The following is a 24,894-nucleotide window of genomic DNA, read 5'->3' on the forward strand; positions in this document are numbered from 1 at the left end:
AGTGGGCACGCCCGCTGCCAGAGTGCGACCGACCGTGACCGGTCGAAGCCGGAACGCGACACCGGCTGCCCCTGCCGAAAGGAGCACGACGAGGTGCGAACGCTACGCAGATCCCTGACCACGGCGGCGTTGGCCGCGGCCCTCACCGCGGGCACCCTGGCCGCGGCGCCCGCCGCACCGGCCGCCGAGAATCCGCATGAACGCGGTCCCGACCCCACCGAATCCAGCATCGAAGCCCCGCGCGGGCCGTTCTCCTTCGCCGAGCGGAGCGTGTCCTCCTTGCGGGTGAGCGGCTTCGGCGGCGGCACGATCTACTACCCGACGACCACCAGCGAAGGCACCTTCGGCGGCATCGCCATCTCCCCCGGCTTCACCGCCGACCAGTCCAGCATCGCCTGGCTCGGTCCACGGCTGGCCTCCCAGGGGTTCGTGGTGTTCACCATCGACACGAACTCCCGGTTCGACCAGCCGGCCAGCCGTGGGGAGCAGTTGCTCGCCGCACTGGACTACCTGACCGAGGACAGCACGGTCCGCGACCGGGTGGACTCCTCCCGGCTGGGCGTGGCCGGCCACTCCATGGGTGGCGGCGGCACGTTGGAGGCCGCGAGTGACCGGTCCGAGTTGCAGGCAGCCGTGCCGCTGGCGGCATGGAACCTGGACAAGACCTGGTCCGAGGTACGCGTGCCGACCTTCATCATCGGCGGTGAGAACGACTCGGTGGCCTCGGTCTCCGCACATTCCGAGCCGTTCTACCGTTCGCTGCCCGGCAGCTTGGACAAGGCCTACATGGAGTTGGACAACGCCGGCCACTTCTTCCCGAACACGCCGAACACCACGATGGCGAAGTACACCATCTCCTGGCTCAAACGGTTCATCGACAACGACACCCGGTACGAGCGGTTCCTCTGCCCCGCACCGGACGACCGGCAGATCTCGGAGTATCGCGACACCTGTCCGCACTCGTAAACCCCTGCACACCAACGAGTTCCGGGGGTGGTCGCGCTTGTGCGGCCACCCCCGGCGGCTTGACATCCCGGCACCGGTTCCGGATGATTCCCGCTCGTACCGACCGGACGGTATCGCCGTTCTCATATTCTGGGACATTTCAGCCAGCGAAGAGGGACCCATGACGATCGCCTGCCACGCTTCCCGTAGTCCCCTGCTGGAGGTCGACCAGGTCACCGTGCGCTTCGGCGGCCTGGTGGCGCTGCGCGAGGTCGCCCTGGCGGTCGAACCGGGCACGGTGCTCGGGGTGATCGGCCCGAACGGGGCGGGCAAGACCACCTTGTTCAACGTGATCTGCGGCTTCGTCCGACCCCAGCAGGGCGGGCTTCGCTGGCGCGGCACGGAGCTCACCGCGCATTCCCCACGCAAGCTCGCGGGGCTCGGCATCGCGCGCACCCTGCAGGGCCTCGGCCTCTTCCCCGGCCTGACCGTGCTGGAGAACGTGCTCACCGGCGGGCACCGGCACGCAAGGGCCGGAGCGCTGAGCACGCTACTCGGCCTGCGTGCGGCCGCCCGCGACGAGGCGGCGCTGCGCCAACGGGCCCACGCGGTACTCGACGACCTCGGCATCGCCTCCACGCACGCGTCCTTACCCGGCGCGCTGCCCTACGGCGTGCAGAAGCGGGTCGCGCTGGCCCGCGCGCTGGTGGCCGAACCGGAGCTACTGCTGCTCGACGAACCGGCCAGCGGGCTGTCCGCGGACGAGATCGACGAACTCGCCGACCGCATCCGCGGGTTCACCACGCGGACCTCGGTGCTCGTCGTGGAACACCACATGGACCTGGTGATGCGCGCCTGCGACCGGATCGTGGTGCTGAACTTCGGTGAGGTGATCGCGCAGGGCAGCCCCGACCGGATCCGGGCCGACCCGGTGGTCGCCGAGGCCTACCTGGGCACGGCCGGGGAGGCCAGCCATGCTTGAGCTCGAGGGACTGACCGCCACCTACGGCGCGGTACGCGCCCTCGACGGGGTCGGCATGTCCGTGGCCGAGGGCAGCATCACCGCCGTGCTCGGCGCGAACGGGGCAGGAAAGACCACCCTGCTGCGCACCGTCGGCGGCCTGCTCGGCCCCACCGCGGGCCGGGTCCGGTTCGACGGCACCGACATCACCGGCTGGCCGGCCGACCGGATCACCCGCCGCGGGCTGGTGCACGTGCCGGAGAACGGCGGCGTGATCACCGAACTCACCGTCGAGGAGAACCTCCGCCTCGGCGCGCTGTGGCGCCGCGACCGGGCAGACCGGGCGGCGGCGCTCGCCGAGGCGTTCGAGCTGTTCCCACGACTTGCCGAGCGCCGGGACAAACCCGCGGCCACGCTCTCCGGCGGGGAACGCCAGATGCTCGCCATCGGGCGCGGGCTGATGAGCCGCCCCAAGATGCTGCTGCTGGACGAGCCCTCGCTGGGCCTCGCGCCGCTGGTGACCCTGCGGATCCTGCGAGTGATCGAGGAACTGCGGGCACGCGCGGGCCTCACCGTGCTGCTCGTGGAGCAGAACGCCCGCAGCGCGCTGTCCGTTGCCGATCACGGGCATGTGCTGTCCCTCGGCCGCGTCGTGGCCGCCGGCGCCGCCGACGCGCTGCTCGCCGACGACCAGCTCCGGCACGCCTACCTCGGGTTCTGACCGCGACGGGAGCGCAGTATGAACGGCTTTCTCACCCTCACCGTCAACGGCCTCTCCACCGGCGCCGTGTACGCCGCGCTGGGCCTGTCCATCGTGATCATCTACCGGGCCACCCGGGTGATCAACTTCGCGCAGCCCGCGCTGGCCCTGATCTCCGCCTACCTCGCGTACTCGGTGAACAAGGCCACCGGAAGCTACTGGCTGGGCTTCGCGGTGGCCCTGCTCGCCGGCGCCGTACTCGGCGCGCTCACCGAACGGGCGCTGATCCGGCCGGTGCGCGACCGCACCCCACTCAGCGCGGTGATCGTCACCCTGGGGCTGCTGATGGTGTTGCAGGCCGTGGCCGGCATGTTCTGGACCAACGAACCGCGGTCCTTCCCCTACGCCTTCGACTTCCGTGGCCAGTTCTCCGCGTTCAGCCTCTTCACCGTGCTGGTCGTGCTGGGCACCGCGGCCGGGATCGGGGCGCTGTTCCGGTACACCTCGCTCGGCTTGCGGCTGCGCGCGGCCGCGTTCCGGCCGGAGGTGGCGAGCATGCTCGGGGTGCGGGTCGGCCTGATGCTCACCCTGGGCTGGGCGCTCGCGGCCGCCGTGGGCGCGCTGGCCGGAGTCCTGGCCACACCGCCCTTCCTGTTCCCGACCGTGCTGGACGGCGTGTTCGTCTACGCGCTCACCGCGGCCGTAATCGGCGGCCTGGACAACCCACTCGGCACCGTGACCGGCGGGTTCGCCGTCGGCATCGGACTGTCCTATGTGTCCGGATACCTCGGTCCGGAACTGGTCACCATGGCGGCGCTGGTCATTCTCGTGCTGGTGCTCGCGTTCCGCCCGAACGGCCTGTTCGGCCACGCCGTGGCGAGGAGGGTCTGACCATGCGCCCACTACCGCCGCTACTGCGGCACGGCCTGCCTGCGCTGGCGGCCCTGCTCGCGATCGTCGCGCTCACGAGCGTGGTGGACCCCTTCACCAACCTGCGCATCGCGAGCGTGGGCTACTACCTCGTCGCGGTGGCCGGGCTGACCCTGCTGACCGGGCTCAACGGCCAGGTCTCCCTCGGCCACGGCGCCTTCATGTTCATCGGCGCCTACACCATGGCGCTGCTGGTGATCCACGCTCCGGGGTGGCCGTTCTGGCTGGACCTGCTGCTCGCCGCGGCGGCCAGCGGGGTGGCCGGCGCGCTGGCCGGAGCCACGGCCGCCCGGCTGCACGGCCCGTACCTCGCCGGGGCCACACTCGCGCTGGCCGTCGGGCTACCCGCGCTCACCCAGCGATTCCCGGAACTGCTCGGCGGCAGCAACGGCCTCGCCTTCCGGGTGAACAGCATGCCCGCGGGCCTGGCCGGTGCGGTGCCCACCACCCGGTGGCAGGCCTGGGTGGTGTGGGCGAGCGTGCTGCTGGCACTGGTGTTGCTGGCCAACCTGACCCGCGGGCGGTTCGGCCGGACTCTGCGGGCCGTACGGGACAGCGAGGTCTCGGCCGAGCTGGCCGGGATCCACATCGGCCGGACGAAGGTGCTCGCCTTCCTGATCAGCGCGGTATGCGGCGGGCTCGCCGGCGGCCTGCAGGCGTTCCTGCTCGGCACCGCCGCACCCGGCTCGTTCACCCTGGTACTTTCCCTCAGCCTGCTGGCCGCGGTGGTGCTGGGTGGCATCGGCAGCATGTGGGGCGCGCTCTGTGGTGTACGGCATGGTGCAGGCCTACACCTTCGCCCAGGCGCTCGAGGCCGCGGGCCGGAACCTCACCCGCGAGAAGCTGGTCGACGCGATGGAGTCCGGCGCGTTGGAAGGCCCTGGGCTCACCCCGTTCGCCTTCTCCGCGGAGTCGCACTCCGGGTACACCGGGGCCTACGTGTTCGAGGTCAACCCGGACACCTCGACCACCATCGTGCAGCAGCCGGTGGTGACCGACCGGGGCGATGGCCCGGTCACCCCGGTCCAGGCCGAGCGCAAGACCCCCGAGCAGATCGGCCTGCTCGAGAAGTGAGGCCCCGGGGACGGGCGATACCGCCCTCCCGCCCGTCCCCGGACCGCCCGGCTCGGCCGGCCGCGGGCTAGAGTGGGCCGGATTCCGGTGAGGGAAAGGAACGCGGCCATGACCGGCACGTATGCCGCATTGGATCGCACTGGCGGTTCGGTGCGTGACCGCGTGCTGCGGGCGGCGACCACGCTCTTCGCGAGGAAGGGTTTCGAGAACACCAGCGTCCGCGAGATCGTCGACACCGCGGGCGTCACCAAGGGCGGGCTGTACCACTACTTCGACTCCAAGGACGACCTGCTCTACGAGATCTACACGACGATGCTGCGCATGCAGACCCAGCGAATGGAGACCATCGCCGCCTCGGAGCTGCCGCTGGAGCACCGGTTGCACGCGATCGTGGTGGACGTCGTGGCCACCAGCGTCAGCCATCTCGACCAGGCGGTCGTCTTCTTCCAGTCGATGCACCTGCTGGAACCGGCGAAGCTCGCCCGGGTCCGCGCGGAGCGCAGGCGGTATCACGAGCAGGTCCGCGGACTCGTCGAGCAGGGTCAGCGGGCCGGGACCTTCCGCACCGACGTACCGGCGGACCTCGCGGTGAGCCACACCTTCGGCGCCGTGCATCGGCTCGGTCTCTGGTATCGCAAGGACGGCCCGCTCACCGGCGAGCAGGTGGGCCACCACTACGCCAATCTGATGATTGCCGGGCTGCTGGGCGATTTCGCGCTCTGAGTCCCGCTCGGGGCGTTACCATGGGAGCACCCGGAGCGGTGTGCCGACCGCCCGTGGACGTGGGGGTGTACCGGTGCGAACCCTGCTCTGGACGGCCGTGGCCGGATGCCTCGCCTGCCTGCTGAGTTCCTGCGCGGTCACCGCCACCGATGATCCGCGGCCGACCGGGCCGGCACCGGGTGTGGAACCGGGACAGGCGCGGGAGCGGCTCGCGGAACTGGTCGTCGCGCCCCGCGGCTCCATCAGCGGCTACGACCGGGACCGCTTCCCCCACTGGAGCGCGGTTTCCGGCAACTGCAACACCCGGGAGACCGTGCTGCGGCGCGACGGCGAGGATGTCAGGGCCGGCGCGGACTGCTCCCCTACCTCGGGCGAGTGGACCAGCCCCTACGACGGCGCCACCTGGACCGATCCGTCCGATGTGGATATCGACCATCTGGTGCCGCTGGCGCAGGGCTGGGTCAGCGGGGCGCGGTCGTGGACGGATGAGCGCAGGGAGCGGTTCGCCAACGACCTGGACCGCCCGCAGCTGAAGGCGGTCACCGACAACGTCAACCAGTCGAAGTCCGACCAGGCGCCGGACGAGTGGAAGCCGCCGCTGGAGGCCCAGTGGTGCGCCTACTCGAGCGACTGGATCGTGGTGAAACACCACTACCAGCTCACCATCACCACGGCGGAGCGCGAGGCCCTCACCCAGATGCTGGACCGCTGCTGATCCGGGTTCGCCACGACACCCCGGTGCCGGCGCAGGAGGGACACCGGTAACCTCGCCGCGTGGCACAGCGGCGGATCCCGGTCGTCATCGTCGCGGGCTTTCTCGGGTCCGGCAAGACCACGATGCTCAATCACCTGCTGCGCAACAGCGCCGGCGCCCGCATCGGGGTGGTCGTCAACGACTTCGGCAGCATCAACATCGACGCCATGACGGTCGCCGGGCAGGTGGACTCGACGGTCTCGCTCGGCAACGGGTGCCTGTGCTGCGCGGTCGACGCCAGCGGTCTCGACGCGATGCTGGCCAAGCTGGCCGGTCCCGGCTCGGAGATCGACGTCATCGTGATCGAGGCGAGCGGGCTGGCCGAGCCCCGTGACCTCATCCGGCTGGTGCTGGCCAGCGAGTGCGACCGGATCGAGTACGGCGGCCTGCTCGAGGTGGTCGACGCCGCCGAGTTCACCCGCACCCGCGCCCGGCACCCCGAGCTGGATCAACACCTCGCCCTTGCCGACCTGGTGGTGCTGAACAAGACCGACCGCCTGGACGCGGGCGAGCGAGCCGCCCTGCTGGCGGTACTGGAGCCCATCGCGGTCGGCACCCCGCTGCTGCCGACCGCGATGGGCCGGATCGACCCGGAACTGCTGTTCGACCGCCCGCGACGGCCGGACCGTCCCGAGGTTCCGCGCCAGCTCTCCCTGACCGACCTCCTCCGGGAGGACCACGAGGAGTGCGGTCACGAGCACCACCTGCACGCAGGGTACGAGAGCATCGAGTTCATCTCGGCGGAGCCGCTCAACCCGCGCAGGCTGATGCGTTTCCTCGACGACCGGCCCGGCGGCCTCTACCGCATGAAAGGGGTCGTGTACTTCGGCATTCCCGACCACAAGCAAAGGTTCGAGTTACACACGGTGGGCAACTTCCTGCGATTCCACCAGTCGGGCTGGTCGCCGGGGGAACCACGCACCACCCAGCTGGTGCTCATCGGCGCCGGTATCGATGCCGATGCGCTGCGGAGCGGGTTGCGGGCATGCGTGGAAACGGATCCGGAAGCGCTGGCGGGCAACGACATGCTGCCGGTCCTGCGATACGCCCGGGGTTGACCTCTACTAAAGTTGAGGTTCTAGCGTCGGGGTATGACTGGTTCCACGGCCCGACACGAGGCACCGATGCTGACGCAGATCCGAAACGACCTGTGGGAGACGTCGACCTATTCGCCGTTTCCCGGACTGAGGACACACGCCTATCTGTGGACCCCGCCGTCCGGGGACAACGTCCTCTTCTACTCCACCGGCGGAAGCGACGACTTCGACGCGATCGAACAACTGGGAGGCGCGGCCCACCAGTACCTCAGCCACCGGGACGAGGCGGGACCCGCCCTGGCGCAGATCCGCGACCGGTTCGACGCCCGGCTGCACGCCTCCGCGGCGGAAGAGGAGGAGGTTCGGGAGTTCGCCGAGCCCGGGGTGCTGTTCACGGACCGTCATATCGACGGTAACGGGATCGAGGTGATCCCGACTCCCGGCCACTCGCCAGGTAGTACCTGCTTCCTGGTGACCGGCGCCGGCGGCCTGACCTACCTGTTCACCGGCGACACGGTCTTCCGCGATGCGAAGGGGGCCTGGGCCGCGGGATTCATCCCCGATATCAGCGACCGTGATGCGCTGGCAGCGAGCCTCGAGACTCTCGCGGCGCTCCAACCCGACCTGGTCGTCTCCAGCGCCTGCGTCGGCGACAGCGGCACACACCTGCTGGGCGCGACCCCCTGGGCCTCCTGCGTCGACCAGGCGATCCGCACACTGCCTGCCGCCGACTGACCGTCGATGTCCAGGTGGCCGGCACCGGTCAGCCGGACCGCCGTACCCTTCCCGCCGTGGGATCCGGGCACGTAGGTGCTCGGTCCACGCGGCAGGATCGCCGCGCAGGTGTCGAGGTCAAGCGCGTCGCATGCTCCGCGGTACTCACCCCCGGTCGGTGGTCGCGACCGCGGCGACCGCGACCCCGGCCGGCTGCTCCTCGACACACTCCACGGTCGGCTCAACCGCGAGCACCACCTGCACCAACTCCCCCAGCGCCTGGGCAAGGTGCGGATCCGCCAGCTCGTAGCGCACCTGCCGCCCCTCGTAGGTCGCCACGACCAGCCCGCACCCGCGCAGGCAGGACAGGTGATTCGAGACGTTCGAGCGGGTGAGCCCGAGGTGGTCGGCGAGGCGGCCCGGGTAGGCCACGCCGTCGAGCAACGCCACCAGGATCCGGCACCGCGTCGGGTCCGCCAGCGCTCGCCCCAGCCGGGCCAGTGCCGATTCCCGAGCCTCACACGTCAGCATGACTCTGACAGTACAGCTGATGCTGACACGACAGCAAACTGATGGTTCGCTCACCATATCGGGTGAAAATTGGTAGCGTCCGCTCATGCGTTCTCGGCGGGGGTCCGGCCACGGACGGACCGGGAAGGCCGGTCCGGGGTTGCCGTGGCGGAAGGCTCCCCGGGCCGCGATCTCCAGCCCACTCACCATGATCACGATCGCGGTCACCGCGCTGCTGTCGTGTTTCCTCGCCATGGCCGCCGTGCTGCACACCGTGGCCTCCGGCGGGGCGGCGATCAAACACCAGTCCGACACGGTCTGCCCTGACCTGTACGGCCCGATGTTCACCACCCTGCCGGTCTCGCTCGACACCGCCGACGCGATGGTCGAGATCGTGCGGCACCAGGCCGCGGAGCGCGGCTTCAGCACGCCGCGCGTGGCCATGCACAGCAGGCTCGCCGACACCTCCTTCCGCGGCGAGGCCTTCCGCACCCGGATCGGCTATGCCGAGCAGGGACTCGATCACCTCGAGTTGCTCGAAGGCGATCGCTCGTCGGGACTGTGGATGGGCGCCAGGCTGGCCTCGGTCCGCGACTTCGGCCTCGGAGTTCGCGGCAACGGAGGAACCCTGCCCGCGATCACCGGAATCTACACCGACCTCGAGCGGCCCGCGCCGCGCTGGTGGTGCTCGCAGCAGCACCTCGCGGTGCACAACCGGATCGCGGACCACATCCCCAGCGGGTTCGTCTTCTTCGCGACCGACCGGGAGACCTTCGGCCGGGCTCTGCGTTCCCACCCCGACCTGGCCCCGCCGCGGATCGAGCGGCTGTCGGTCACCTTCGACGATCCGCCTCCGACCACCCCCGCCGAGGCCACGGCGCGCCTGGACCGGTCCCGGGAGCTGATCGCGGCCGTCGACGCGCAGGTGCGGGCACGGGGACTGCCCGAGCTGACCGGTGAGCTGCCCTTCGACCGGTCCGTGGAGATCGCCGAGGAGGCGCAGGGCAGTGTGGCCTTCTCGATCCTGCCGCTGGCCGGGCTGAGCGTCCTGGTCGGCTGCGGCGGCATCGGCACCGCCGGGGTGCAGTGGTACCAGCGGCGGCACGGCCAGTTGCGCCTGCTCGCCTCCCGGGGCTCCAGCCCGCCGGCGCTCGGTGGCCTGGCCATCGCCGAGCTCGGCCCCCCACTGGTCGCGGGCGGTATCGCGGGCATGGTGCTGGCCCGGTTGCTGTTGCCCGCCTACGGACCACCGGGCGAGGTCCTCGCCGGCGATCTGTGGCTGGGCGCGTCGGCCGCCGCGGGCGTCCTGGTGCTCGCGCTGGCGTTGCTGGCCGTGGTGGTGGCCCTGCGCGCACACCGCGAGTTCCAGCTCAGCAGGCTGGGCTCGAGGCGCCGGTTCGCCAGGCTCGCCGTGCTGCTGCCGTGGGAACTGGTGACCGCCGCGCTGGCGTTGCTCGGCTGGCTGCGGCTGCGTGACCACGGCGGGTTCGGCACCGACTCCGATCCCCTGCCCCAGGTCGACCCGCTCGCCCTGACCTACCCGGTGTTCGTGGTGCTCACCGTGGGACTGCTCGCCGCCCGGCTGGTCTGGCTACTGCTGCACGCTTCCCGCCGTACCCGACTCTGGTCGCGCCCCGCGCTGCAACTGGCCATCCGCAGGCTCGCCGGCGCCAGGGCACCGGTCACCGGTGTGCTGGTGATCGGCGTCCTCGCCGTCGGCACCCTCACGGCGGGGACCGGCATCGCGGGCGGCCAGCGGCAGGCGCTGGACACCAAGACCGCCATGCTGGTCGGTGGCGCCGCGCAGATGGGTGTCGGCAGTTCGGTCGGCCTCGGCGAGGTGCCGCTGCCGGGCGGGATCCGGGACGAGAGCACCGTGACGGGCAGGCTCACCGGCACCGGCAACATCGTGCTCGTGGTCGACCCCGAAACCTTCTCCCGCGGCGCCGCCACCGAGGTGGTGCCCGGCGGGGAGGTGCAGGACCTGCTCGGTCGCCTCGGCGCGGCGGGACCGGACGGCATCCCCGCGATCCGGGTCGGGCACACCGCCGCCCAGTCGGCGGAACTGCCCGGCCTGCCGGACGCGCACCCGGTCGCCGATCTCCCGGCGTTCCCGCTCATCGGCGGGGAACACGGCTACGTCATCTCGCGGGCCGGCCTGTCCCCGGACCAGCTGGAGCTGGTACCGGACTGGCGGGTGGTGTCGGCGGCCCCGCTGCGCGAGGTGTCGGCCGCCCTCGGTGCGGCGGGCCTCACCCTGCACAACCCGGTGGACAGGGCCACCGCACTCGACGCGCTGCCGTTCTACGTGGTGGAGTGGGCGTTCGCCTATGTCAGCGTGCTCGGGGTGGTGCTCGGCGTCGTCGCCGCGCTCGGGTTGCTGGTCGCGGTGGAGGTACGCCGGCGGCAGAACGCGCTGGCCGGTGCGCTGCTGCTGCGGATGGGACTGCGCCCCCGCGCCCTGCTCGGCAGTCACCTGCTGGAACACGGCGCACTGGCCGGGCTGGCGATCACGACCGGCGTCACCTGCGGGATCGTCGTGGCCGGGTTCTCCGTGCCCCGTTTCGACCCGGCGCGCTGGCTGGCTCCCCGCTCCGAACTGCCGGATCTCTCCCTGTTCGTGGTGACCGTCCTGGCTACCGGCGCGCTGGTGGTGGCGCTGGCCGGATGGATCGCGGTGCGCTCGGTGCGCACCGCCAGGACCGCGGAGCTGCTACGTGCATGACGGAGAACGGGTTTCGGCACCGGCCGGCACGGTGTTCCGGCTGCGGGACCTCGGCGTCGACTACCACCCACCGACCGGGACCGTGACCGCGCTGGACGCGATCACCCTGGACGTGCCGGACCGCGGGATCACTGTGCTCGCCGGCCCCTCCGGCTCCGGCAAGTCCACCCTGCTGCGGGTGCTGGGCCTGTTCGAACGTCCGGCGCGCGGCACGGTGACCTTCGGCGGCACCGACACCGGCCGGCTCGGGCACGCGGCTCGCCGCGCCCTGCGCAGGGACCGGCTCAGCCAGGTCTTCCAGAACCCGCTCGACAACCTGGTGGACTACCTCACGGTGGCGGAGAACCTGCGGGCGGCAGCCGACTCGGTGCGCACCCGGTGCGAGCCGGCGGAGCTCCTCGAGCAACTGGGGCTGGACGGCACCGGCGGCTGGCGGATCTCCGCACTCTCCGGCGGGCAGCAACAGCGGCTCGCCTTCGGCTGCGCCCTGGCCAGGGGCTCCTCGGTGATCCTGGCCGACGAGCCGACCTCGCAGCTCGACGACGGCTCGGCCGAGCTGGTGCTGGAGACCTTGCGGGTGCTGGCCGAGCGCGATCACGCGGTGGTGGTGGCCGCGCACGACGACCGGTTGATCCGGCTCGGCGACCGGATCGCCCGGCTGCGGGGCGGGACGCTGCAGGAGGTGGAGGACCGTGCGTAGAAGAGCGGCCGCCGAGCAGGCCGAGCGGCATCCGGCGCTGCACGTCATGGGGTTACGCAGGCGGTTCGCCCAGCCCGGTGGCGAGGTGGAGGTGCTGCGCGGCCTGGAGCTGCGGGTGTCCAGCGGCGAGCTGGTGACCGTGACGGGTCGCTCGGGTTCCGGCAAGAGCGCCCTGCTGGCCCTGCTCGGCGGTTTCGACGCGCCGGACGCCGGCACGGTCTCGCTGAACGGCGTGCCGATCGCAGGCGCGCCGTCCTGGCACGCCTGCGCGGTGCTCCCCCAGGCGCTCGGTCTGGCAGGCGAGTTGACCGTCGCCGAGAACGTCGCGCTGCCGCTGCGGCTGCACCCGGACGGCGAGCCGGACCCGGTCGCGATCGCCGCCAGGGTGTCCGAGCTGCTGGACGAGCTCGGGGTGGGCGCCCTCGCCGGCCGGCACCCGGCAGAGGTCTCCTTCGGGCAGCAGCAACGGGTCGCGCTGGCGCGGGCGATCAGTGGCAGGCCGCGGGTGCTGCTCATCGACGAGCCGACCGCGCATCTGGACGTCGGCAGCGTGCCCGCGGTACTGCGCGCGCTGCGACGCTGCGCGGACGAGGGCGGCGCGGTGATCGTGGCCACGCACGACGAGCAGGTGCACGGCATCGCCGACCGCAGGGTGCGCCTGCTGGACGGGTTGCTCGCCGAGCTGTGAGCGGACAGCCGCCGCGAGTTTCGTAGACTCGGCCACGATGATGCGACGGTATCGGTGGTGGTTCAGCGGTCTCGCGTTGCTCGCGGTCGTGACCCTGGTGGCGGTGTTCGTGTTCGTGGGCAAGGAGCCGGGCCCGGTGGACCGTCCCGGACCGCCCGGATCGGGGCCGCTGACCATCGTCAGCATGGGCGACAGCACGCTCTCCGGGGAGGGTGCGGGTGACTACCTGCCCGCCACCAACGGTCAGGACGGCAACTGGTGCCACCGCTCGTCCAACGCCATGGTGCACCAGACCGATCTGCCCGGGGTCACCGCGACCGTCAACCTGGCCTGTTCTGGTGCCCCCTCGGCGCAGGTCGCGCTGGGGGACGTGACCCAATGGACCGAGCCGTCGCAGGCCCGGCAACTCGCCAGCCTGATCAAGGACCACCGAGTGGTGGCCGTGGCGGTCGCGCTGGGCGCCAACGACGATCCGCACTTCTCCCGCCTGGTGTCCGAATGTTTCCACGCGTGGTTCAGCGACAACGCGGCTCCGTGCAGCGAGCAGATCAAAGGCGACTGGCAGCAACGGATCGACGCGATGGTGCCGAAGGTCGTCGGTGCCGTCCGGGACGTCAGGAAGGTGTTGCGGACCGCGGGCTACCGGAGTACGGACTACGACCTGGTGCTGCAGTCCTACGCGGCTCCGGTCAGTCCGAACATTCCGGAGGACCTGCGCTCGCTCAACGGCTGCCCGTTCAAGAAGGCGGACCTGGAGTGGATCAACGGCCCGGGGGTCGGTGCGTTGAACGACGGGTTGCGCGAGGCCGCGCGGCGGGCAGGCACGCGGTTCCTGGACCTCTCCCAGGCCGGCACCGGGCATGAGGCCTGCAGCGGTGGCGCCGACCCGAGCACCGAGTGGTTCAGCAGGCTGACCGTGCAGTGGGAGGACCTCACCAAGCTCGACCGCGTCACCCACGCGATCCAGGAGTCCTTCCACCCCAACGCGACCGGGCACGCGCAGGTCGCACGTTGCCTGACCGAGTTCCTGGCAACCGAGGCGGAGGCCGCTGCCTGCCGGGTCGGCGAGGACGGCAACCTGCATGCCGCCACCGTCCCGGCCGCCGACCGTTGAGCCGTGCCCCTGGCCACACCCGGGCACGCGGGTTGACGAAGTGTATGCTCCATTGGTTATATTGCTGGCCAGGCATCGGCGGATGGGAGAGTGTCGTGGCACCGAGCTGGGCGACCCTGGATACCGTGGACGGTAGGTCCGTACTGCGTTTCGAACGGCGATTCGGGCATCCGCCGGAGAAGGTGTTCGCCGCCGTCTCCGACCCGACCGAGCTGGTGCACTGGTTCCCCGCCCGCGTGGAGACCGAACCGCGGGCCGGTGCGCGGATGCGGTTCGTCTTCCCCGGCGAGGGCGCGGCGGACGGTGAGGTCCTCACCGGGCGGGTCCTCGAGTTCGACCCGCCGAGGCTGTTCGCGTTCGAGTGGAACGATGACGTGCTGCGGTTCGAGCTGGCCTCGGAGGGTGAGGGCTGCCTGCTGGTCTTCACCCACGTGCTCAGCCCGGACAACGGCGGCTGGCTGGCCGCGGGCCGCAACGCCGCGGGCTGGGACACCTGCCTGGCCGCACTGGCCGCCGCGCTGGACGGGGAGCAACCACCACCCGCCGCCGGCATGCTGACCCGCATCGAGTCCTATGTGGAGCGTTTCGGGCTGGCCGGGGGCGAGGTGCGCGAGACCACCGATGGCTACCTGGTGCGGTTCGAGCGAGACCTGGTGTGGCGACCCCCCGAGCAGGTCTGGTCCGTGCTGGCGGCACCGGCCGGGGACGGTGCCGCGGAGCCCGCACCGGGCACCGATCCGCCGCTACCGGCGACCCACGGTTACCTGCAGGAGGGCCCGGTCACCGAGGTCGCCGCGCCACACCTGCTGGAGTACGAGTGGCGGCACGAGGGCGCCGCGGCCGGGCGGGTCCGGTTCGAGATCGACACCGACCCGAAGCTGGGCACCCGGCTGGTCCTGACCCAGACCGTGCCCGCGCGTCTCGCCGGGTTGCGGGCCACCACACTGGCCGCCTGGCAGACCCATCTCGAACTGTTCTTCGCCGCGCTGTTCGGGGAGGTCCGGTGCCCCTGGCCCGCCGAGCGCACCCGCGAGCTCGAGGCCGCGTACGCGGCGCGCCTGTAGCAACAGGCCCTGATGGTCAGCCGGCCGGAACCAGGTGACGGTAGCTGTCCGGGTTGCGCCGCAGGTACTCGGCGAACGACTGGGCGGGATGGCCGGTGAGGTCCGGCACCGTCGTACTGACGGTACTCAGCTCCCCCGTCGCGACCGCCTCGTAGGAGCTGACCCAGCCGGCCATCTCCCAGTCGGCCACGCCGTAGCCCGCCCGCGAGGCGTAGGCCTCTTCCCTGGTCTCCGGCAGGTAGCGGACGGTGCGGCCGGTCACCCGGCTCAGCTCGGCCGCCGCCTCGGCCATGGTCAGGGCCTCCGGGCCGGTGACATCGTAGGTCCTGCCGGCGTGCTCCTCGCCGCCCCGCAGCACCGCCACGGCCACGTCGGCGATGTCGTCGTGCGCCACCGCCGAGACCCGCCCCTGGCCCGCGGGCCCGCGAATCAGCCCGTCCTCGCCCGCCATGCCCGCCAGCGAGGCGAGGTAGAAGCTGTCCCGCAGGAACGTGTACGGCAGGCCGGTGCCGCGGATGTGCTGCTCGGTATGCCAGTGATCCCTGGCGAAGGTGAAGGTCGCGTCCGGGGCCGCACCGAGGAAGGACACGTACACGATCCGTTCGACCCCGGCCGCGACGGCCGCGTCCACGGCCGTGCGGTGCTCACCGACCCGGTCCGCGCTCTCGTGCGCGGACACCAGGAACAGCGTGCCGGCCCCCTCGAGCGCGCGGCGCATGGCGGCGCCGTCGCCGTAGGCCGCCGGTGGCGCCACGGTCGCGCCGGGCAACCGGGGTAGCCGGTCGGGGTCACGGCCGAGCAACCGGAGCCGCATCCCCGCCTCGGCGAGGCGACCGGCGACCCGGCCGCCGACCCCTCCACTGGTACCGGTGACGGCGACGACTGGGGATGGGGGCACGGCGGGCACAGCGGACATCGGCTTCCTTCCTTCAGGCTACGTACCTGGACGGTAACCACTGGTTATCGAGTACTTCAACGTGCTATAGGTACCTCATGGTTACCGAGTCCAGAGGTGATCTGACCGATCCGAACTGCCCCACCCGCGTGGTGTTGGACCGCATCGGGGACAAGTGGACCGTGCTCGTGGTGACCCTGCTCGCCGACGGCCCGCTGCGGTTCACCCGGCTGCGCACCGGGATCGGCGGGGTCGCGCCGAAGGTGCTCACCCAGACCTTGCGTGCCCTGGAACGAGACGGCCTGCTGACCAGAACCGTGCACCCGGAGATCCCCCCGAAAGTGACCTACGAACTCACCGAACTGGGGCGCTCCCTGCGCACGCCGATCACGGCGATCGCGGACTGGTCGGAACGCAATGTCGGGCGTATCCTCGCCGCCCGCGCGGAGGCCGACGAGTTCTCCACCGCGCGGCAGTCTCGGTAGGCGGAAGTGCGGTGCTTTCTTCCACGGCTCCCGGCCGGGGCCGGCGTCACCGGTACCGCGTCCACCGGGCGGTGGTGTCCCCGTTCCGGAAGGTACGCAGCCGGTGGCGCAGTTGCGCCAGCAGCTCGGGGTCGCCGTGCGCGATCGGCAGTGCGGACGCGACCAGCTTCAGCTCGCGCAACTCACGCAGCACCGGAAAACCCTCCCAGCGGGTGACGTCGAAACCGTAGGCGGCGGCGAGGTCGTCGTGCAGGCGCCGCGCGTCGTGGAAGCGGAGCTGCGCGACGGCCGCGGGCACCAGGTCCCATTCGACCGGGCCGATGCCGGTGGTGTCGAAGTCGCACAGCACCGGGCCATCCGGGCCGGCAAGCAGGTTCCCCAGCCGCGCGTCGCCGTGCACCACCCCGGCCGGCAGTACGTAGCGCAACTTCGGAAGGGCCGCCGCCACCGCATCGCATCGGGCGGCGAGGAACGCCAGGTCGGAGGCGGGCCATCCGCCCGCGTCCCGCAGCCGGTGCCGCAGGTCCGGCAACGGATCCCAGCGGGAAAGCCCGGAGGTGCCGACCGGTAGCCGATGCATGCCGAGCAGCAGCCGGCCGAGCTCGGCGGTCGTCGGCTCGGTGCCGCCGGCCACCTCGTGCCAGAAGGTCACCGCGTACCCGCCCACGAGGACCGGTTGGCGCAGCTCGCCAACCGGGCGGACCGCGGGTATACCGTGCTCGGCCAGCAGCCGGGCGGCGACGACGGCGTTGCCGGCCCGGTGCGCCAGTCGCGGGGTGAGAGTGATCTTGACGTACACCCGGTCGTGCGGGAGGCGGAAGACCGCGTTGCCGACCAGCCGGACGAGCGTGGCGTCCCTGGTGGTCAGCCCGGCCTCGGCACAGGCGTCGGCGAGCACGGCTCGCACCGCGTCCAACCGTGCCCCGGAACTGTCTGCACGTGCTGTTTCCGCATCTCGATTCCCGTGCATCCGAACCTGCGCGGGAATGGCGAGGGAAGTGTCCGGGGCCAGCATTTCACTCGCCCGTTCCGCCGACCGGAAGGTCGCCGGGTTTCCGGCTTTTCCGTGCATCGGCACCCCCTACTCGTGGGGTCGTACCAGCGAACCTGACACGACCGGGGAGAAATAGGGCCGGAAGTCCCGGAAAAAGGGTAACAAACACGTGTCGCGAAAATCTCACCCGAAATCGGCTCAGTGCCGGGCGGCACCGGGGAGGTGGCCCCGGGACAGCTCAGAGGTCGAGCGCGGCCCGCAGGGCGACGTCCACCCGTTCCTGCGTGTCCTGGTCGATCTCCGCGACCTGCTCGTTCAGCCACGGACGGTACAGGCGAGTGATACCCAGCGTAGAAATCCAGTATCGCCCGTCCAGCGGTACACCGAGGATGTCCTGCGGGTCTTGTTCGAGCAACTCGGTACCCAGCAGCCATGGCCGCTCGGAGTCGTTCACGCCGTCCGAGGACAGCACCAGCACCGTGCGCGACCGGGCTTGCTCCGTGGGTGGATGGTAGGTCCAGATCTCACCCCTGCGCACGCAACTCCGCTTCCGCCGCCGCGAGTTCGGCCTCGTCCGACGCGGCGAGGTCGGTGCCGTCCGGCGCACCGGGCCGCGTGCAGCGCTGGGTGTACCCGGTGCGTACGGCTTCCCTGCGGGCGGCTTTCGACAACCAGGAGGACACCGAGATCCCGTCCGCCTTCGCGGCCCGCTCCGCGAACTCCAGCGCGCTGGTGTCGAGCGACAGGGTCACCTTACGTGTTGCCATACCAATGATCGTACCGCGACATCACAGGGTCGGTGAACGTCCCTCGAACGGCGTGGACAGCACCACGGTGGTGCGGGTGGACACCTTGGCCGACTCGCGGATCCTGCGCAGCAGGTCCTCCAGGGCCAGCGGTGAGGCCACCCGCACCAGCAGGATGTAGGACTCGTCGCCGGCCACCGAATAGCAGGACTCGATCTCGCTGATGTGCTCCAGCCGTTGCGGGTAGTCGTCCGGGGCGCCGGGATCGTTCGGGGTGAGCGAGATCAGCGCGGTGAGCGGCAGGCCGATCTGCTCCCCATCCAACCGCGCGGTGTATCCCTTGATCACACCGCGTTGCTCCAGCCTGCGTACCCGCTGGTGCACGGCCGAGACCGAGAGTCCCACGCGCTCGGCGAGATCGGTGAAGCTACGCCTGCCGTCCGCCGCAAGCTCCCGCGCGATGGCCTGGTCGAGCGGCTCGAGCGAACCAGTGCTCATTGGTCGAGCACGACGAGTTCGTGCGGGCGGTTGTTCAGCGCCTCGACGCCGTCCGCGGTGACCACCACGATGTCCTCGATCCGAGCGCCCCACCGGCCGTCCTGGTAGATACCCGGCTCGACGCTGAAGGCCATGCCCTCCTCGAGCGCGAGGTCGTTGCCGCCCATGATGTAGGGCTCCTCGTGCACGTCGAGGCCGATGCCGTGGCCGGTGCGGTGGATGAAGTACTCGCCGAACCCGGCCTCGGTGATGGGGACGCGGGCCGCGGCGTCGATGTCCTGCGCGCTCGCGCCGGGTCGGACCGCGGTCACCGCCGCCCGCTGCGCCTCCTGCAGGACCGCGTAGGTGTCCGCGACGTCGGCGTCCCGCGGCTGGCCGACGGCATAGGTGCGAGTGGAGTCGGAGTTGTAGCCCTCCGGGATCGGCCCACCGATGTCCACCACGACCACGTCACCGCGCTCGATCACCCGGTCCGAGACGTCGTGGTGCGGGCTCGCCCCGTTCGGCCCGGAGCCGACGATGACGAAATCGGCATGCACGTGCCCCTCCTCCACGATCGCCGCGGTGATGTCGGCCCCGACATCGGCCTCGGTACGGCCCGGCCGCAGCCACTCCCCCATCCTGGCGTGCACCCGGTCGATAGCGGAGCCCGCGGTACGCAGCGCGGCGATCTCGGCCGCGTCCTTGCGCATCCGCAGCTCACGCAGGATCGGCCCGGCGAGCGCCTGCTCGGTGTCACCGAGCGTGTCCCGCAGCGCGAGCACGTGCAGGGCCACCATGGTGTCGCTCACCGCGATCCGGCCCGCCCCGCCGAGGCGTTCACCGACCAGCCGGTAGGGGTCCTCGCCGTCCACCCAGGTCAGCATCTCCACGCCGAGTTCGTCGGTGGGCACGTCGGCATACCCCGGCGCCTCGAGCCGGGGCAGCACCAGCGCGGGGGCGGCGTCACCGGCCGGCACCACGAGGGTGGTCAGCCGCTCGAAGGAACCACCTGCCTGACCGATCAGGTACCGCAGGTCCGAGCCCGGCGCGATCAGCAGGGCGTCGGTGTCCGCCTTCGCCGCGGCCGCCTTCGCGCGGTTGATCCGCGCGCGCAGGCTGGCAACATCAGGGGCTGGGGTGTGCAAAGAACGACGCGACATGGCCCGAGCGTAGCCGGAACCGAAACCGCCCGTGCCGCTGCCCGGCACGAGAACCCGCGTGCCAAGAGTGGCTCGTTCCCGCAGGATCTGGGGGAACTTCGTGGGCAACAGTGGCGCGTCAGCGCCTCCGGACGGAAAGGACAAGCGGGTATGGAGCGGTCGCACCACTACCGAGTCGTGGTCACCTGGACCGGCGACCGGGGCAGCGGCACCAGCGGGTACCGCGACTTCGGGCGCGAGCACGAGGTCACCGCGGACGGGGTCGACCCGATCACGGGCAGTGCCGACCCCGCGTTCCGCGGTGACGCCTCCCGCTGGAACCCCGAGCAGCTACTGGTCGCCTCGCTGTCCCAGTGCCACATGCTCTGGTACTTGCATCTGTGCGCCACCGCGGGGGTCGTGGTCACCGAGTACCTCGACCGGGCGTCCGGTTCGATGACCGAAGCCGGCACCGGTGGCCAGTTCACCGAGGTCGTGCTCCGGCCCGAGATCACGGTCGAGTCCCCGGACATGGTCCGGACCGCGATCGGGCTGCACGAGGACGCACACCGCGCCTGCTTCATCGCCAACTCGGTGAACTTCCCGGTGCGGCACGAGCCGACCATCACCCCCGCCGGAAGCTGAGTCCCGACGATTGGCCCTGCCGCATGCGGTGTCGCACTCCCTACGGTCGGAACGAGACTCTGGGAGGCAGTGGTGAACTGGTCCGCGTCGCGCGTGCTCGCCGCGTTGCTGGTGCTGGTCCTCGGTGTGCTGACGGTCCCGGTGCCCGCAGGCGCCGCCCCGCCGTCGTTCGTCACCCGGGACGGCGTGAGCCAGCCGGTCTACTCCTACGCGGACGCGATCCGCGAGCGGGTGTGGGTGGACACCGGGCTGGACGCCGACGGCGACGGCCGTACCGACCGGGTGGCGGCGGACGTGATCCGGCCCGCCGAGGCCGCCCGCGCCGGGATCGAGGTACCGGTGATCATGGATGCCAGCCCGTACTACGGCAACCTCGGGCGGGGCAACGAGAGCGAGCGCAAGACCTACGACGCGCAGGACCGCCCGCTGGGTTTCCCGCTGTTCTACGACAACTACTTCGTGCCGCGGGGGTATGCGGTGGTGCTGGTGGACCTGGCGGGCACCAACCGTTCGCAGGGTTGCCTCGATGTCGGCGGCCGCGCGGAGGTCGCCACCGGCAAGGCCGTGGTCGACTGGTTGAACGGGCGCGCGGCAGGCTACGGTGACGGCGGCGAGCCGGTGCGGGCCGACTGGTCCAGCGGCGCGGTCGGGATGATCGGCAAGTCCTGGGACGGCACCGTGGCCAACGGGGTGGCCGCCACCGGGGTCCGCGGCCTGCGCACGATCGTGCCGATCGCCGCGATCAGCTCCTGGTACGACTACTTCCGCTCGGACGGGGTCGCGTTCGGCTACGGCTCGTACCCGCGGCAGCCGGTGAGCCTCGGCCGCCGCATCGAGTCGCCGGAGGCGTCGAAACGCTGCTCGGCGGTGCACCGGGAACTGGTCGAAGGGGCACCGGCAAACGGTGATGTGACTCCACTGTGGACCGAACGGGACTACGTCCGGGACGCGGGCAAGGTCAGGGCGAGCGTATTCGCCGTGCACGGCCTCGGTGACCTGAACGTCAAGATGCGGCACCTCGGGCAGTGGTGGGAGTCCCTGCGGGTGCCGCGCAAGCTATGGCTGTCGCAGACCGGGCACGTGGACCCGTTCGACTTCCGCCGCGCCGAGTGGGTGCACACCCTGCACCGCTGGTTCGATCGGTGGCTGCTCGACATCAACAATGGCATCGAGCGGGAACCGATGGCCAGCATCGAGCGGGAACCGGACACGTGGGTCCAGCAGCGCAGTTGGCCGGTGCGGGAGACGGCCACGCTGTGGCCGAACCCAGGGGCCCAACCGGGGTTGGGCACGTTGGGCACCGAGCGGCCGGAGCCGGGTTCGGCCGCCGCGTTCACCGACGACCCCAGCAAGGGCGTGCGGGACTGGGCCGCGCGGCCAGGCGAGCCCTCGGCGGAGCGGGTGCTGTACGAGTCCGGGCCGCTGCGCGCGGACCTGCACATCGCGGGGAGCTCCTCGATCACGGTGACCGCCAGCCCGTCCACCCCGACCGCGCACCTCAGCGCCGCCCTCGTCGACTACGGCCCGGCGACCGTCCGGGACTACCTCGGGCCCGGTGAGGGCATCCGCACCCTGGGCACCGAGTCCTGCTGGGGCGCGACCCGACCGGGCGACGACCCGTGCTACCGGGACACCGAGACCACGACGACCGGGGTGGATCTGGAGGTGATCGCCCGGGGCTGGGCGGACCTGGCCAACCACGCCTCGCTGCGCGAGTCGCGCCCGCTCGAACCGGGTAGGAACTACCGGATGACCTTCCGGCTCTCCGCGACCGACCACGTGATACCGCGAGGTCACCACCTCGGGTTGATCATCGCGGGTACCGACCGCGGGTTCAGCATCGCACCGGCCGACCCCTCCGCCGTGCGTATCGACCTGAGCCGCACCAGCGTACGAATCCCGGCCACGACCACCCCGCGGGCAGGTTCGGGGCAGCCGCCGGTGGTCCGGCCCGATCGGCTGCCACCGGAACCGACCGTCGCCGAGTTCCGCTGAGTGAGAGCCTGCTCCTGAACTGGAGTTCGTCGCTTGAGGCGAGTGGAAGAACGCGCGTGGCGGAGCCCACGTCGCGCGTTGAGGGACAAGCACTGAACGGGGTCAGCCGGGCGCGGCGAGCGCGGCCGGGTTCGGTGGCGCGTCCATCTCCCGCCAGGTGCGGAACATCAGGGGGCAACAGGCAACCGCGAGGCAGATCCCGCCGAGGACCAGCACGGCGGGTCGGAGCCCGATCCAGTCCAGCAGCGCACCGGCCAGCAAGGCGCCCAGCGGCATGGCGGCGATCGCCCCGGTGTAGAGGGCACCGAACACCCTGCCGCGCAGCGCCACCGGAACTCGCTCGTACATCAACCCGGCCAGTACCGGGTTCAGCGGCCCGACACCGAAGCTGCACAGGGTCAGCAGCACGACCATCACGACCGCGGGCGGGTTGGCGGCGAGCACCCCGTAGGTCGGCGCCCCGCAGAGCAGGAAGCACCCGCTGAAGATGGCTCGGCGGCCGAAGCGCCCGCCGAGCCAGCCGTAGAGCAAGGCGCCGAGCAGGCCACCCGCGCCCACGGCGGCGATCACCACGCCGACCAGCGCGCTGTTCTGCCACACCCTGGCGCCGTAGGCGGGCACCAGCACCGAGTAGAGGCCGACGAACAGCGCGTTGATCCCGGCGCACAGCCCGGCGACCCACAGCAGCAGGTGGTCTCCTCGCAGCTGGCGGGCGCCCTCGCGCAGGTCGGCGAGGTAACCCTGACGCTCCCGGCGGTCCTGCCGCTCGGCGAGTCTCGCCGGCACCAGCAGGGCGATCAGGCTCGCCGCGAGGAACAGCGTCGCGGCGTCCAGCAACAGCACCCGTGCGGCTCCCAGCACGGTGATCAGCGCCCCGGCGGCGAGCGCGCCGAACAGGTCGCCGACCCGGTGCGCGCTTTCCAGCGCGGCGGTCGCCCGTTCCACACTGGTTCCCGCGCGCGCGATGGCATCCGGCAGCAGCACCTGTTTCGCGGTGCGCGAGGGCGCCCTGCCGAGCCCGATCCCGAACGCCATCGCCGCCAGTGCCGGAAGGGGCAGGTCCACGGTGGCGTCGAACAGCGGCACGGCCAGTACCACGGGCACGGTCAGCAGGTCGGCGAGCACGCTGATCCGCCGCGGCCCGTGCCGGTCGACCAGGGTGCCGGCGACCGAGAAGGACAGCAGCAGCCCCACCGTCTCGGCGGCCGCCACGGCACCGGTCATCGACCCGCTGCCGGTGGCGTCCAGCACGAACCAGGGGATGGCGACCATCGTCATGGCGGACCCGACCGCGGAGATCCCGGCCGCCGCGAGCACCGCCAGTAACGGGACCACCTGCGGGATGCGCCGGGACGGCCGGAGTCTTCGGCAACAGCCGTGCGGTTCGGCAGCCGCCCTCACGACTCACGCTCGTGGCCTCGCCACAACCGGATGCGGCACGCACGGAGTCGTTTCTGCCCAGCCACCTAAAACACGCTAGAACAGCCAGGAACGTTTGCAAAGTGCACTTTGCAACGAATCATCGGGCACTATGTGTGTGCGTCATGGTGCCGTTGGGCGAAAACGATATCCCCTACGCGGGAACGGATCCAACCCATCAACCCGTGTAAGTAGAACGTCACTTCCGTACCGAGTTCGGTAAGCGCGTAGCTGACCTTCGGTGGGGTGCTCGGCTCCACCGTGCGTTCGACGAATCCGTCCCTGGCCAGGACCCGCAGATTCTGCGCCAGCATCTTCTCGCTGATGCCCCCGATGCGGTCGCGCAGCGTGGAGAAGCGCATCGGGCCCTCGCTGAGCGACACCAGGATCAGCGTTCCCCACCGGCTGGTCACGTGGTTCAGCACGGTCCGACCCGGGCAGTCGGCGTTGAACGCGTCACCCTCGATCCCCGGCTCCGCCTGGCTCACCTGCGCACCTACGTCCACGGTTGAAGCTTACCCAAAAGTATGTACTTACCAATACTCAGTGGCGAACCTAGGGTAAGCGTCGCCTTGTGCACAGCATGACGAGAGGAAACTCGATGTCCGAGCACACTCCGGTCCTGGTCATCGGCGCCACCGGCCACGTAGGCGGGCAGGTGGCCACGCAACTGCGGGCGGGCGGTAGGCCAGTGCGCGCCCTGGTTCGCGATCCGGCGAGCGCCACGTTGCCGCCGGGGGTGACTCCGGTGCGGGGCGACCTCTCCACGCCGGAGAGCCTGGATGCCGCCGCGACCGGTGTCGAGGCGGCGTTCCTGATGTGGCCGCTGCCCGACGCCGGACCCGCGACCGGCGTGCTGGCGGCCCTGGCCCGGCATGTGCGCAGGCTGGTGTTCCTCTCCTCCGCCGCGGTGCAGCCCGAGAACGCCGAAGGGCTCGGCCGGATCGGCGAGTTGCATGCCGGGGTCGAGCAGGCGATCCGCCGATCCGGCCTGGAATGGACCTTCCTGCGCCCGTACGGTTTCGCGACCAACCTGCTGAACTGGGCGCCGTACGTCCGCGAGGGCGCGGTACCCGGCGTCCACGGCGCGGCCACGATGACGCTGATCCACGAGCGGGACATCGCGGCGGTGGCGGTGGCCGCGCTGACCAGGAGCGGGCACGCGGGAGCGGCCTACGAGCTGACCGGGCCGGAACAGCTGACCCAGGTCGAGCAGGCCCGGATCATCGGTGAGGTGATCGGCAGGCCGGTGCGCTGGGAGGAGGTCTCCCCCGACACCGCACGCAAGGGGTTGCTGCGCTGGCTCCCGGATTCCTTCGCCGAGGTGTACCTGGAAGGGCTCGCCCGCACGCGGACCGAACTCCTCCCGGTCACCGACACGGTCGAGCGGGTCACCGGGGTGCCTGCGCGCACCTTCCGGGAATGGGTCGCCGACCACGCCGACGACTTCCGCTGAG

General features: G+C 71.2%; 27 protein-coding genes and 1 pseudogene. 19 read left to right on the forward strand and 9 right to left on the reverse strand.

The genetic code is table 11. From position 1 onward, the window contains the following. Positions 1-93: 93 nt before the first annotated feature. The 10 genes and pseudogenes from FB471_RS01610 to FB471_RS01650 all read left to right on the forward strand — a co-directional run bounded on the left by FB471_RS01610 (position 94) and on the right by FB471_RS01650 (position 7,859). Complete coding sequence (locus tag FB471_RS01610) at positions 94-966, forward strand: alpha/beta hydrolase family protein (RefSeq protein WP_425457015.1); 873 nt, start codon at positions 94-96, stop codon at positions 964-966. A gap of 160 nt (positions 967-1,126) precedes the next feature. Then, positions 1,127-1,927, forward strand: a complete 801-nt coding sequence (locus tag FB471_RS01615) for an ABC transporter ATP-binding protein (RefSeq protein WP_141995588.1) — start codon at positions 1,127-1,129, stop codon at positions 1,925-1,927. After that, the gene (locus FB471_RS01620; RefSeq protein ID WP_141995589.1) at positions 1,920-2,627 is read left to right on the forward strand and encodes an ABC transporter ATP-binding protein; all 708 of its coding nucleotides are present in this window, start codon (positions 1,920-1,922) and stop codon (positions 2,625-2,627) included. Before FB471_RS01615 ends, FB471_RS01620 begins: the two co-directional genes overlap by 8 nt. An 18-nt stretch (positions 2,628-2,645) precedes the next feature. Continuing rightward, positions 2,646-3,497 (forward strand): branched-chain amino acid ABC transporter permease, encoded by an 852-nt coding sequence (locus FB471_RS01625; protein ID WP_141995590.1) that lies wholly within the window; start codon positions 2,646-2,648, stop codon positions 3,495-3,497. Between the two features lie 2 nt (positions 3,498-3,499). Beyond that, positions 3,500-4,246, forward strand: a pseudogene (locus tag FB471_RS34770) (branched-chain amino acid ABC transporter permease); the annotation flags it as partial. Between the two features lie 67 nt (positions 4,247-4,313). Continuing rightward, positions 4,314-4,610: an ABC transporter substrate-binding protein gene (locus FB471_RS34775; protein WP_246076196.1), complete on the forward strand. Its 297-nt coding sequence runs from the start codon at positions 4,314-4,316 to the stop codon at positions 4,608-4,610. Between the two features lie 108 nt (positions 4,611-4,718). After that, a complete protein-coding gene (locus FB471_RS01635; RefSeq protein ID WP_141995592.1) occupies positions 4,719-5,333 on the forward strand; it encodes a TetR/AcrR family transcriptional regulator in 615 nt (204 codons plus the stop codon). Positions 5,334-5,451: 118 nt separating this feature from the next. Continuing rightward, positions 5,452-6,048 (forward strand): HNH endonuclease family protein, encoded by a 597-nt coding sequence (locus tag FB471_RS01640; RefSeq protein ID WP_425457091.1) that lies wholly within the window; start codon positions 5,452-5,454, stop codon positions 6,046-6,048. A 59-nt stretch (positions 6,049-6,107) separates the two neighbouring features. Continuing rightward, a complete protein-coding gene (locus tag FB471_RS01645; protein WP_141995593.1) occupies positions 6,108-7,145 on the forward strand; it encodes a CobW family GTP-binding protein in 1,038 nt (345 codons plus the stop codon). A 33-nt stretch (positions 7,146-7,178) separates the two neighbouring features. Continuing rightward, positions 7,179-7,859, forward strand: a complete 681-nt coding sequence (locus FB471_RS01650) for an MBL fold metallo-hydrolase (RefSeq protein ID WP_246076198.1) — start codon at positions 7,179-7,181, stop codon at positions 7,857-7,859. A gap of 144 nt (positions 7,860-8,003) precedes the next feature. Here the strand turns inward: FB471_RS01650 and cmtR are convergent, their stop codons facing one another. After that, the gene (cmtR, locus tag FB471_RS01655; protein ID WP_141995594.1) at positions 8,004-8,369 is read right to left on the reverse strand and encodes a Cd(II)/Pb(II)-sensing metalloregulatory transcriptional regulator CmtR; all 366 of its coding nucleotides are present in this window, start codon (positions 8,367-8,369) and stop codon (positions 8,004-8,006) included. Between the two features lie 85 nt (positions 8,370-8,454). Here cmtR and FB471_RS01660 point away from each other — a divergent pair, with 85 nt between their 5' ends. From FB471_RS01660 to FB471_RS01680, 5 genes are all read left to right on the forward strand, one after another. Beyond that, on the forward strand, positions 8,455-11,073 hold the full coding sequence (locus FB471_RS01660) for an ABC transporter permease (RefSeq protein ID WP_170220666.1): 2,619 nt from the start codon (positions 8,455-8,457) through the stop codon (positions 11,071-11,073). Continuing rightward, a complete protein-coding gene (locus FB471_RS01665; protein ID WP_246076199.1) occupies positions 11,066-11,773 on the forward strand; it encodes an ABC transporter ATP-binding protein in 708 nt (235 codons plus the stop codon). The genes FB471_RS01660 and FB471_RS01665 overlap by 8 nt, the downstream gene beginning before the upstream one ends. Before the next feature lie 46 nt (positions 11,774-11,819). Beyond that, positions 11,820-12,461, forward strand: a complete 642-nt coding sequence (locus tag FB471_RS01670; RefSeq protein WP_142001479.1) for an ABC transporter ATP-binding protein — start codon at positions 11,820-11,822, stop codon at positions 12,459-12,461. 40 nt (positions 12,462-12,501) lie between these two features. After that, positions 12,502-13,575, forward strand: a complete 1,074-nt coding sequence (locus FB471_RS01675; RefSeq protein WP_142001480.1) for a GDSL-type esterase/lipase family protein — start codon at positions 12,502-12,504, stop codon at positions 13,573-13,575. Positions 13,576-13,670: 95 nt separating this feature from the next. After that, entirely contained in the window at positions 13,671-14,639 is a 969-nt protein-coding gene (locus FB471_RS01680; protein ID WP_246076200.1) for an SRPBCC family protein, read from the forward strand. 16 nt (positions 14,640-14,655) lie between these two features. On the opposite strand, the gene FB471_RS01685 is transcribed toward FB471_RS01680, so the two are convergent. After that, positions 14,656-15,555 (reverse strand): NmrA family NAD(P)-binding protein, encoded by a 900-nt coding sequence (locus FB471_RS01685; protein WP_141995596.1) that lies wholly within the window; start codon positions 15,553-15,555, stop codon positions 14,656-14,658. Between the two features lie 77 nt (positions 15,556-15,632). Between FB471_RS01685 and FB471_RS01690 the strand changes: the two genes are divergently transcribed. Next, on the forward strand, positions 15,633-16,019 hold the full coding sequence (locus tag FB471_RS01690) for a winged helix-turn-helix transcriptional regulator (protein WP_141995597.1): 387 nt from the start codon (positions 15,633-15,635) through the stop codon (positions 16,017-16,019). 46 nt (positions 16,020-16,065) lie between these two features. Here FB471_RS01690 and FB471_RS01695 read toward each other — a convergent pair whose 3' ends face one another. The 5 genes from FB471_RS01695 to FB471_RS01715 all read right to left on the reverse strand — a co-directional run bounded on the left by FB471_RS01695 (position 16,066) and on the right by FB471_RS01715 (position 19,399). Then, complete coding sequence (locus FB471_RS01695; RefSeq protein WP_246076201.1) at positions 16,066-16,926, reverse strand: phosphotransferase; 861 nt, start codon at positions 16,924-16,926, stop codon at positions 16,066-16,068. 325 nt (positions 16,927-17,251) lie between these two features. Further along, on the reverse strand, positions 17,252-17,551 hold the full coding sequence (locus tag FB471_RS01700; protein ID WP_141995598.1) for a hypothetical protein: 300 nt from the start codon (positions 17,549-17,551) through the stop codon (positions 17,252-17,254). Then, positions 17,538-17,780, reverse strand: a complete 243-nt coding sequence (locus FB471_RS01705; protein WP_141995599.1) for a hypothetical protein — start codon at positions 17,778-17,780, stop codon at positions 17,538-17,540. The genes FB471_RS01700 and FB471_RS01705 overlap by 14 nt, the downstream gene beginning before the upstream one ends. Before the next feature lie 21 nt (positions 17,781-17,801). After that, positions 17,802-18,257: an Lrp/AsnC family transcriptional regulator gene (locus FB471_RS01710; protein WP_141995600.1), complete on the reverse strand. Its 456-nt coding sequence runs from the start codon at positions 18,255-18,257 to the stop codon at positions 17,802-17,804. Further along, the gene (locus tag FB471_RS01715; protein WP_141995601.1) at positions 18,254-19,399 is read right to left on the reverse strand and encodes a M24 family metallopeptidase; all 1,146 of its coding nucleotides are present in this window, start codon (positions 19,397-19,399) and stop codon (positions 18,254-18,256) included. The genes FB471_RS01710 and FB471_RS01715 overlap by 4 nt, the downstream gene beginning before the upstream one ends. A gap of 150 nt (positions 19,400-19,549) precedes the next feature. Here FB471_RS01715 and FB471_RS01720 point away from each other — a divergent pair, with 150 nt between their 5' ends. After that, positions 19,550-20,023, forward strand: a complete 474-nt coding sequence (locus FB471_RS01720; protein WP_141995602.1) for an OsmC family protein — start codon at positions 19,550-19,552, stop codon at positions 20,021-20,023. 72 nt (positions 20,024-20,095) lie between these two features. Then, a complete protein-coding gene (locus FB471_RS01725; RefSeq protein WP_281287378.1) occupies positions 20,096-22,018 on the forward strand; it encodes a Xaa-Pro dipeptidyl-peptidase in 1,923 nt (640 codons plus the stop codon). A gap of 102 nt (positions 22,019-22,120) precedes the next feature. Here the strand turns inward: FB471_RS01725 and FB471_RS01730 are convergent, their stop codons facing one another. Together FB471_RS01730 and FB471_RS01735 are read right to left on the reverse strand one after the other, a co-directional pair. Continuing rightward, entirely contained in the window at positions 22,121-23,353 is a 1,233-nt protein-coding gene (locus FB471_RS01730; protein WP_141995603.1) for an MFS transporter, read from the reverse strand. A 194-nt stretch (positions 23,354-23,547) separates the two neighbouring features. Further along, a complete protein-coding gene (locus FB471_RS01735) occupies positions 23,548-23,943 on the reverse strand; it encodes a winged helix-turn-helix transcriptional regulator (protein WP_141995604.1) in 396 nt (131 codons plus the stop codon). Positions 23,944-24,038: 95 nt separating this feature from the next. Between FB471_RS01735 and FB471_RS01740 the strand changes: the two genes are divergently transcribed. Then, positions 24,039-24,893, forward strand: a complete 855-nt coding sequence (locus FB471_RS01740) for an NAD(P)H-binding protein (protein WP_141995605.1) — start codon at positions 24,039-24,041, stop codon at positions 24,891-24,893. Position 24,894: the final 1 nt, after the last annotated feature.

Origin of the sequence: Amycolatopsis cihanbeyliensis (assembly GCF_006715045.1) — a bacterium.
GTDB classification, from domain to species: Bacteria; Actinomycetota; Actinomycetes; order Mycobacteriales; family Pseudonocardiaceae; genus Amycolatopsis; species Amycolatopsis cihanbeyliensis.

Excerpts from the sequence above, each read along its gene's own strand:
- FB471_RS01685 (WP_141995596.1), bottom strand. The coding sequence starts at position 15,555 with ATGTCCGCTGTGCCCGCCGTGCCCCCATCCCCAGTCGTCGCCGTCACC.
- FB471_RS01650 (WP_246076198.1), top strand. The coding sequence starts at position 7,179 with ATGACTGGTTCCACGGCCCGACACGAGGCACCGATGCTGACGCAGATC.
- FB471_RS01635 (WP_141995592.1), top strand. The coding sequence starts at position 4,719 with ATGACCGGCACGTATGCCGCATTGGATCGCACTGGCGGTTCGGTGCGT.
- cmtR (WP_141995594.1), bottom strand. The coding sequence starts at position 8,369 with ATGCTGACGTGTGAGGCTCGGGAATCGGCACTGGCCCGGCTGGGGCGA.
- FB471_RS01620 (WP_141995589.1), top strand. The coding sequence starts at position 1,920 with ATGCTTGAGCTCGAGGGACTGACCGCCACCTACGGCGCGGTACGCGCC.
- FB471_RS01675 (WP_142001480.1), top strand. The coding sequence starts at position 12,502 with ATGCGACGGTATCGGTGGTGGTTCAGCGGTCTCGCGTTGCTCGCGGTC.
- FB471_RS01740 (WP_141995605.1), top strand. The coding sequence starts at position 24,039 with ATGTCCGAGCACACTCCGGTCCTGGTCATCGGCGCCACCGGCCACGTA.
- FB471_RS01625 (WP_141995590.1), top strand. The coding sequence starts at position 2,646 with ATGAACGGCTTTCTCACCCTCACCGTCAACGGCCTCTCCACCGGCGCC.
- FB471_RS34775 (WP_246076196.1), top strand. The coding sequence starts at position 4,314 with ATGGTGCAGGCCTACACCTTCGCCCAGGCGCTCGAGGCCGCGGGCCGG.
- FB471_RS01670 (WP_142001479.1), top strand. The coding sequence starts at position 11,820 with ATGGGGTTACGCAGGCGGTTCGCCCAGCCCGGTGGCGAGGTGGAGGTG.
- FB471_RS01690 (WP_141995597.1), top strand. The coding sequence starts at position 15,633 with ATGGTTACCGAGTCCAGAGGTGATCTGACCGATCCGAACTGCCCCACC.
- FB471_RS01705 (WP_141995599.1), bottom strand. The coding sequence starts at position 17,780 with ATGGCAACACGTAAGGTGACCCTGTCGCTCGACACCAGCGCGCTGGAG.
- FB471_RS01615 (WP_141995588.1), top strand. The coding sequence starts at position 1,127 with ATGACGATCGCCTGCCACGCTTCCCGTAGTCCCCTGCTGGAGGTCGAC.
- FB471_RS01715 (WP_141995601.1), bottom strand. The coding sequence starts at position 19,399 with ATGTCGCGTCGTTCTTTGCACACCCCAGCCCCTGATGTTGCCAGCCTG.
- FB471_RS01720 (WP_141995602.1), top strand. The coding sequence starts at position 19,550 with ATGGAGCGGTCGCACCACTACCGAGTCGTGGTCACCTGGACCGGCGAC.
- FB471_RS01660 (WP_170220666.1), top strand. The coding sequence starts at position 8,455 with ATGCGTTCTCGGCGGGGGTCCGGCCACGGACGGACCGGGAAGGCCGGT.
- FB471_RS01710 (WP_141995600.1), bottom strand. The coding sequence starts at position 18,257 with ATGAGCACTGGTTCGCTCGAGCCGCTCGACCAGGCCATCGCGCGGGAG.